The organism is Geofilum rhodophaeum, from assembly GCF_002210225.1.
GTDB lineage: Bacteria > Bacteroidota > Bacteroidia > Bacteroidales > Marinilabiliaceae > Geofilum > Geofilum rhodophaeum.
The window spans coordinates 50,105-57,007 of sequence record NZ_MWUJ01000019.1; the positions used below are offsets into that span (position 1 = coordinate 50,105).

At 49.8% G+C, this 6,903-nt stretch carries 7 protein-coding genes; 5 read left to right on the forward strand and 2 right to left on the reverse strand.

The genetic code is table 11. The annotated features are described in order from the left end of the window. Nucleotides 1–8: 8 nt before the first annotated feature. Nucleotides 9–722, reverse strand: a complete 714-nt coding sequence (gene lipB, locus B4W65_RS14370) for a lipoyl(octanoyl) transferase LipB (protein ID WP_088655867.1) — start codon at nt 720–722, stop codon at nt 9–11. Further along, complete coding sequence (lipA, locus tag B4W65_RS14375; protein WP_088655875.1) at nt 719–1,594, reverse strand: lipoyl synthase; 876 nt, start codon at nt 1,592–1,594, stop codon at nt 719–721. The genes lipB and lipA overlap by 4 nt, the downstream gene beginning before the upstream one ends. A 188-nt stretch (nt 1,595–1,782) precedes the next feature. On the opposite strand from lipA, the gene lysS reads away from it, so the two are divergent. The 5 genes from lysS to B4W65_RS14400 all read left to right on the forward strand — a co-directional run. Further along, complete coding sequence (gene lysS, locus B4W65_RS14380; RefSeq protein WP_088655868.1) at nt 1,783–3,507, forward strand: lysine--tRNA ligase; 1,725 nt, start codon at nt 1,783–1,785, stop codon at nt 3,505–3,507. A 6-nt stretch (nt 3,508–3,513) separates the two neighbouring features. After that, complete coding sequence (locus tag B4W65_RS14385; protein WP_088655869.1) at nt 3,514–4,512, forward strand: NAD(P)H-dependent glycerol-3-phosphate dehydrogenase; 999 nt, start codon at nt 3,514–3,516, stop codon at nt 4,510–4,512. Nucleotides 4,513–4,620: 108 nt separating this feature from the next. After that, nucleotides 4,621–5,238 (forward strand): hypothetical protein, encoded by a 618-nt coding sequence (locus B4W65_RS14390; protein ID WP_146697799.1) that lies wholly within the window; start codon nt 4,621–4,623, stop codon nt 5,236–5,238. Between the two features lie 42 nt (nt 5,239–5,280). Further along, entirely contained in the window at nt 5,281–6,705 is a 1,425-nt protein-coding gene (locus B4W65_RS14395; RefSeq protein WP_088655871.1) for a T9SS type A sorting domain-containing protein, read from the forward strand. After that, on the forward strand, nt 6,702–6,903 hold a 202-nt coding region (locus tag B4W65_RS14400), incomplete at its 3' end, for a hypothetical protein (protein WP_146697800.1). The genes B4W65_RS14395 and B4W65_RS14400, both read left to right, overlap by 4 nt.

Consider the following 6,903-nt stretch of genomic DNA (forward strand, 5'->3'; position numbering starts at 1 on the left):
GCCGCCTGTTACTTATGAACAATCCGGTCGGCCAGACCAAATTCCGCACTTAAATGCTTCAGCAAGTCGTCCTTTACCTCCTCCATCGACAGTTCACGACCCAGCTCCTGTTGCAAGGAAGTAACGCCCTTATCCACAAAGCCACAGGGGTTAATGTGGCGGAAATAGTCGAGGTTCGTATTCACATTGAGGGCAAAACCGTGCATGGAGACAAAGCGACTGGCCCTCACCCCGATGGCACAGACCTTCCGCGCCTTTTTGGGATCGTCCGCATCGAGCCACACCCCGGTGGCCCCGTCCAGACGACTGGCCGGGAGCCCATACTGCGCCACGGTTTTAATAATGGCCTCCTCCAAATGATGGATGTATTCTCTGATGCCCAGGCCCATGGCCTCCAAATCGAAAATGGGGTAGCCCACCAGCTGACCGGGGCCATGGTAGGTGATGTCGCCGCCGCGATTAATTTTGTAAAACGTGGCATTGATGCGCTGCAAAAGCGCATCGCTGATCAGGAGGTTGCTTTGCGCCCCACTTTTACCCAGGGTATAAACATGCGGATGCTCACAAAACAAAAGATGATTAATGGTTTCCACCGCTGCATCGGGCGCATCCCGCTTGGCCAGCTTAGCCGCCACCACCTCATCAAAGAGTTTTTCCTGCAGGTCCCAGGCTTCCTTGTAATCGATCAATCCCAGATCACGAAATTCGGTATGTTTGCTCATAACTTTTTTAAGGCATTGATGTGCTTTTCGGCATGGTAGGAGGAGCGTACCAGGGGACCGCTCTCCACATATTTAAAGCCGCGCTTAAGGCCCTCTTCCTCATAAAACTTAAACTGCTCAGGGGTCACATACTCCTGCACCGGCAAGTGCTGGTTCGAAGGCTGCAGGTACTGCCCTATGGTCAGCACACTCACCCCAACAGCTGCCAAATCGTCCATCGTTTCGAGCACCTCCTCCGGCTGCTCACCCAGTCCCAGCATGAGGCCCGACTTGGCCACCACTCCGGCCTGAGCAATGTAGCGGAGCACATCCAGACTCACATCGTACTTGGCTCGCGAGCGAATTTGCGGCGTCAGGCGACGAACCGTTTCCACATTGTGACTGATTACCTCAGGCTGTGCATCAATCACCTGCTGCACCAGCGAAGTCGTACCCTGAAAATCAGGAATCAACACCTCCATAGTAATACCCGGGTTCAACTCCTTCACCTTCAGAATGGTCTCCACCCAAACGCCGGCCCCCCCGTCGGGCAAATCGTCGCGATCCACCGAAGTAATCACGGCATGGCGCAGCTGCATAATCTTAATCGACCGCGCAATACGCAAAGGCTCCTTAAAATCAACCGCCTCCGGCTTACCGGTCTTCACGTTACAAAACTTACAGGCCCGCGTACAAATATCGCCCAAAATCATAAAAGTGGCCGTACCCGCACTCCAGCATTCCGCCGCATTGGGACACTTGCCACTGGTACAAATGGTATGCAGCTTGTGGTCGCGAATGGTCTTGTTCATCCACTGATAATCCGAGGTATTCGGCAATTGTATCTTAAGCCAGTCGGGCTTGGCTACTCTTCTTTTTTTAACTTGCTCCATAATCACAAAAATAACATAAAATCAACACATCCACACGCAATGTTTGTGCAGGGATAACCAATCACGACCCGCTTTGTTCAGGCATCCCACTCACAATCAACAAATCTACCTGCCCTCTTTTTTTAAATTGCAGATTTTGCGGTTATCTTTGCAGCTTAATTACATTCCATTAAACAGAACTACCGTCCATGGAGCAGCACGAACTCAGCGAACAGGAACAAATTCGCCGCGACAGCCTCAAAGAACTCAAGCAACTGGGCATCAACCCCTTTCCGGCAGAAGAATATCCCGTAAGTCACTACTCACAAGACCTTCTCGATAACTTCGAAGGCAACGAAGACCAGTACCAGGAAGTCTGCCTGGCCGGCCGCATCATGACGCGCCGCATCATGGGCTCCGCCTCCTTTGCCCAGCTGAAGGACGACAAAGGCCGCATCCAGGTGTACCTGCGCCGCGACGATCTTTGTCCCGGCGACGACAAAACCCTCTACAACACCGTATTCAAGCGCCTGCTCGACATCGGCGACATCATAGGCGTAAAAGGCCACGTATTTAAAACACAGACCGGCGAAATATCGGTACACGTTAAGGAATTCACCCTGCTGGCCAAATCCATCAAGCCCCTGCCCGTAGTCAAAGAAAAAGAAGGCAAGGTGTACGACGCCTTCACCGATCCCGAGCAGCGCTACCGCCAGCGCTACGTCGACCTGATTGTCAACGACCAGGTGAAGGACACCTTTATCAAGCGCAGTAAAATCATCAACACCATGCGCGAATTCTTCAACGAAAAAGGCTACCTCGAAGTGGAGACCCCCATTTTGCAAGCCATACCGGGCGGTGCCGCCGCCCGGCCCTTCGTCACCCACCACAATGCCCTCAACATCCCCCTTTACCTGCGCATCGCCAACGAACTGTACCTGAAGCGCCTCATTGTAGGAGGCTTCGACGGCGTGTACGAATTTGCCAAGGACTTCCGCAACGAAGGTATGGACCGTACCCACAACCCCGAGTTCACCGTAATGGAAATCTACGTAGCCTATAAGGACTACAAGTGGATGATGGACTTTACCGAAGAAATGATTGAGCGTGTAGCCCTGGCCCTGCACGGCAGCACCAAAGTGCAGCTGGGCGAGCGCGAAATAGACTTCAAGCGCCCCTTTAAGCGGGTGACCATGCTCGATGCCATAAAAGAACACACCGGCATCGACATCGCCGGCATGAACGAAGTCCAGCTGCAGGAAGTCTGCAAGCAATTGGGTATAGAAACCGACCCCTCCATGGGCAAGGGCAAGCTCATCGACGAAATATTCGGCGAAAAGTGCGAAGGGCACTACATCCAGCCCACCTTCATCACCGACTACCCCGTAGAAATGTCGCCCCTCTGCAAAAAGCACCGCGACAATCCCGAACTCACCGAACGCTTCGAGCTGATGGTCAACGGCAAAGAACTGGCCAACGCCTACAGCGAGCTGAACGACCCCATCGACCAGCTGGGCCGTTTTCAGGAGCAGTTGCGCCTGTCCGAAAAAGGCGACGACGAGGCCATGTTCATCGACCACGACTTTGTGCGTGCCCTCGAATACGGCATGCCCCCCACCTCCGGCATGGGCATCGGCATCGACCGCCTGACCATGTTCATGACCAACCAGGCCTCCATTCAGGAAGTCCTCTTCTTCCCCCAAATGCGGCCCGAGAAGAAAGCCGAAAAAGACAGCGACGAAAAATTCATTGAGAAAGGCATTCCCGCCGAATGGGTACCGGCCCTGCGCAAAGCAGGCTTACAAACCCTGAAACAACTCAGCGAAGTAGAAAACCCCAACAAACTCCACCAGGATTTGTGCGGCGTAAACAAAAAGAACAAGCTCGGCTTGACCAACCCCTCGAAGGAGCAGGTGGCCGACTGGATTAAATAAAACATCATGGACCTAAGCACGGCGAGAATAGGTATTGTAGGAAGTGGCAGTTGGGCCACAGCCATTGCCAAAATGGTACTGATCAATTCAGAACGCATCAGCTGGTTCTTCCGCAATCCCGAACAAATCGAAAAGTTCCGGCGCATTGGGCACAATCCCAACTACCTGACCTCCGTCGGCTTCGATACCGACCGCATTGATTTCAGCGCCGACATCAATGAAGTGGTCGAAAATTCGGACATCCTCATTTTCGCCAACCCATCGGCCTTCTTAATCGAGACCATACAGGGACTCACCGTTCCGCTGAAGGACAAGTTCATCGCCTCGGCCATCAAAGGACTGGTACCCGAACACAACCTGGTAGTGGGCAGCTACTTTCACAAAATGCACGAAGTGCCCCTCGACCAGATTGCCGTCATCTCCGGACCCTGCCACGCCGAGGAAGTCGCCCTCGAACGCCTGTCCTACCTCACCATTGCCTGTCAGGATACCCGTCGCGGCCGCGAATTTGCCGAACGCCTGCAGTGCAGCTTCATCAAAACCGTAGTGAGCGACGACATTTACGGCACCGAGTACTCGGCCGTACTGAAAAACATCATGGCTGTGGCCTCCGGAATTTGTCACGGACTGGGCTACGGCGATAACTTTCAGGCCGTACTCATCTCCAACGCCATTCAGGAAATCAAGCGCTTTGTAGATACCGTACACCCCATCACCCGCGACATCAAAAGCTCGGCCTACTTGGGCGACCTGCTGGTTACCTGCTACTCGCAATTCAGTCGCAACCGCACCTTCGGTACCATGATAGGCAAAGGCTACTCGGTAAAAAGTGCCCAGCTCGAAATGCTGATGATTGCCGAAGGCTACTACGCCGCAAAAAGCATCAAGGAGATCAACGACAAATACAAAGTGAACATGCCCATTACCGACGCTGTTTACAACATCATTTACGAGCGCATCTCTCCGGCCATCGAAATAAAACTCCTGACCGAGTCGCTGCGCTGAGAAAGTTTTAAACCAAAACGTCTACTGTATTTGGTTATTTTCTACCCCCCTCAAAAGCTTAATAAACCTAAATTTGTGTCGATTTATATTAACCTTAAAACCAAAGTTATGAGAATTGACACAAAAATGTGTTTACTCCTGGGAATAATGCTCCTTGGAGGAACAATGATCAGAGCACAAGTCCTTGAAGTTGAAACAACAAGGCTGGCAGCTGAAAGAAGAATGACCGAAATTAAAAAGCTTGTCGATTTATCGTCTGCGCAGGAATCAGAATTTAAGCAACTCTGCATGACTTATCAGCTCCAATTGGATTCCGCTTTGTATTTTGAAGACGACCCCATAAGCTATGTAAACAAAATCAACAAAGCCGAAAAAGAGTTCACACAAACTTTTTACACCATTCTAACAGACAAGCAAACAACACAATACGCCTACAACAAAGGCTATGCTGATGTTAAGAGAAAAACAGCAGACAAATTAAATCTTTTGCGGGAAACGGGAGCTTACAACGAGGCAGAACTCAAGAAAATAGAAGAACAAATCTTCAATTATCTGATGCTCGAAAAAGTAGTTTACATGCGAGACAAGCACGATGTTAGCAAACAAAAGGAAAACATCCATCGCCTAAAAGCCATTCAGCCCCCATACCTAAAAGCCGCAGAATCCCATCGTAAGCTCAAACACAACGGCCGCACCAACAAAGGCAAAGTTAAGTGGGAAAAATAAGAGTCACTTTTTGTGACCTAATAATCACCAAATAATAATACAATGAAAAAATATATATCTGGCTGCTTTGCAGCCTTAGTGCTTGCTTTTTCCTTTCTCACAACCAACGCACAAAGCCAGACACCCTCAGCGGCTCCCTCAGATACTGCTGTAATGAAGCACGCATTGGCAGCCCTACTGGGCATCAACCGGACCGTAGATTACGACAAGGCAAGGAACCTCCTCAATTACCTCGCCAAAAAAAATAATGCCGAAGCATTTAACGTACTGGGAAAAATATATCAGGAAGGACTGGGTGTAGAAATTGACAAAGAAAAAGCCGTTATGTGCTACGACAGAGCCCACCAATTAGGTTCACTTCATGGAACAAGCAACTTCGTCAGAGCCTTACGCAAGGGCGATGGCATATCCAGAAACTACGAACTCGCCTTCCACCTGGCGCGTGAGGCCGCTGAAAAAGGCCATCCAACAGCCTGTTATCAAGCCGGAGAGATGGCACTGAAAGGACTTGGAACCCAGTTAGATTATCAGAAAGCCCGCAATTTGTTTGAGAAAGGCGCGGCCCTGGGAAACAAAGAATGCATCTACATGCTGGGGGTAATACACCTAAAAGGCTATGGAACGGAACCCGACACCGAAAAAAGCAAAGAGCATTTCCTAAAGGCAATGCATAAAGGACATGGATGGGTGGAAGACCTCATAGAAAATAACGAATTTTCAAAAGAAGAGACCAAACACCAAAAAAGACACCGTAAACTAAAAAGTGGCACAACCTCTAAATTAGACACCCTTGTAAATTTTGAGAACAATGCGAAAGCAGAAGAACTGGAAGGCGACTGGGCAGGGACGTTCTATGCCTATGATTGGGCAGGGAAAGCCTTGGATCAAGAGGAGCCCATTCAGATATCAGCCCAATCTGCGGGAGAAGAACTTTGGCTTACCTGGAACTTTGGTCAACAATCGCAATTCAGATTAAAAATGATCAAAGACAAAAACAGCTGGAAGGTGGAAGAGATGATTCCATTGAACCCCAACGCAAAGCCAAACTTTGATTTCCGCCAACTGCGCCTGACCCTCCAGTCCGAAAATGATCAAAAGATTCTATATGGAAATGCCCTAAGGTACTCCAACCATACAGGAGATCGGATGCCTCCCTCGGCCTTTGCCCTTCAACCAACCAAGGCCTCCAATACACAAGACACCAGACTCTTAACCCTTTACCCCAACCCCTTCTACAACGAATTCCGTTTACAAATAAAACTCAATAGCGAAGAAGTTCTCACTATTGAAGTCTTTGATGCCAAAGGAAGAAGCGTCTACAAACTAGCACCCTTCCTATTCAAGAAAGGCACGCACGACTTCCCAATAAAATTAGAAGGTGGAACACCCGGTGTATATTTTGTCCAGGTCACAGGCAGCACCATTTCAGAATCAGAAGTCATCATTAAAAAGGGAGCTGCGTTATGAGAAGTTTTCAAAGAAAATTTCGAAAGTTACAACGCAGCGTTGTAACTTCGCTTGTGCTTCTCCTTTGTCTCGGCACAGCTCAGGCCAACTGGTGGGATTTCATCGAGGACACCTATGGGGACAGCGATATAGACATCAATTATTACGATGACTTTAACGACTTTATGGGTAACGCCTCAGACAATGCCGTAGACTCCT

Excerpts from the sequence above, each read along its gene's own strand:
- lysS (WP_088655868.1), top strand. The coding sequence starts at position 1,783 with ATGGAGCAGCACGAACTCAGCGAACAGGAACAAATTCGCCGCGACAGC.
- lipB (WP_088655867.1), bottom strand. The coding sequence starts at position 722 with ATGAGCAAACATACCGAATTTCGTGATCTGGGATTGATCGATTACAAG.
- lipA (WP_088655875.1), bottom strand. The coding sequence starts at position 1,594 with ATGGAGCAAGTTAAAAAAAGAAGAGTAGCCAAGCCCGACTGGCTTAAG.
- B4W65_RS14385 (WP_088655869.1), top strand. The coding sequence starts at position 3,514 with ATGGACCTAAGCACGGCGAGAATAGGTATTGTAGGAAGTGGCAGTTGG.
- B4W65_RS14395 (WP_088655871.1), top strand. The coding sequence starts at position 5,281 with ATGAAAAAATATATATCTGGCTGCTTTGCAGCCTTAGTGCTTGCTTTT.
- B4W65_RS14390 (WP_146697799.1), top strand. The coding sequence starts at position 4,621 with ATGAGAATTGACACAAAAATGTGTTTACTCCTGGGAATAATGCTCCTT.